This window comes from Sphingomonas populi, from assembly GCF_004208535.1.
Taxonomy (GTDB): Bacteria; Pseudomonadota; Alphaproteobacteria; order Sphingomonadales; family Sphingomonadaceae; genus Sphingomonas; species Sphingomonas populi.
In genome coordinates this window covers 1-961 of record NZ_SGIS01000158.1, presented here as the reverse complement: position 1 = coordinate 961, position 961 = coordinate 1, and the positions used below count along the sequence as shown (strand labels likewise).

The 961-nt window shown below is 61.0% G+C and carries 1 pseudogene; it reads left to right on the top strand.

Going from position 1 to position 961, the window contains the following annotated elements:
- Positions 1 to 944: pseudogene (locus EWE75_RS25985) on the top strand (IS630 family transposase); the annotation flags it as partial.
- Between the last annotated feature and the right edge of the window lie 17 nt (positions 945 to 961).

Genomic DNA, 961 nt, shown 5'->3' with positions numbered 1-961 from the left:
GGCTCGAGCCGGACCGAGGCTGCGCGGATCGGCGGTGTCACGTTGCAGATCGTGCGGGACTGGGTGGTGAAGTTCAACGCGGCCGGACCCGAGGGATTGATCGACCGGAAGGCGCCGGGCAAGCCGGCACTCCTGAACGCGACGCATCGCGCAGCTTTGGTGGAGGCGATCGAGCGGGGTCCAATCCCCGCCGCGCACGGCGTGGTGCGCTGGCGGATCATCGACCTGGCGCAGATGCTATGGGACGATTACGCGATTTCGGTTTCGAGACCAACGCTGAGCCGCGAGTTGAAAGCGCTTGGCTATCGCAAACTGTCAGCGCGGCCAAAGCATCATGCTCAGGACCCAGACGCTATCGAGGCTTTTAAAAAGGGGGCTTTGCCGCCGAGCTGGACAAGGTCAAAACGTCTCTCGCGCGCGGCACACCGCTAGAAATCTGGTTTCAGGACGAGGCCCGGATCGGACAAAAGAACAAGATCACCAGGCGATGGGCAAAGCGGGGAACGCGGCCCTCGGCGCCGCACGATCAGCGTACCAAATCCGCCTACATCTTCGGTGCGATTTGCCCGCAAGAGGGGAAAGCCGCTGGCCTCGTCCTGCCGTTCTGCAACACCGATACGATGAACCTGCATCTCGCGGAGATATCTCTACACGTCGCGCCAGGTGCTCACGCCGTGTTGCTCATGGACCAGGCTGGCTGGCACCTGACCCCGAAGTTGGAACTGCCCTCCAACATCTCCATTGTCGCGATCCCCTCCAAATGCCCAGAACTCAACCCGGTAGAGAACGTCTGGCAGTTCATGCGCGACAACTGGCTCTCCAACCGGGTGTTCAGCTCCTATGACGACATCGTCGACCATTGCTGCGACGCCTGGAACAAGCTGGTCGACCAGCCCTGGAAGATCATGTCTATCGGCCTGCGTGATTGGGCTCGCGAGTTCTGATCAGTGAATCTTGGTAT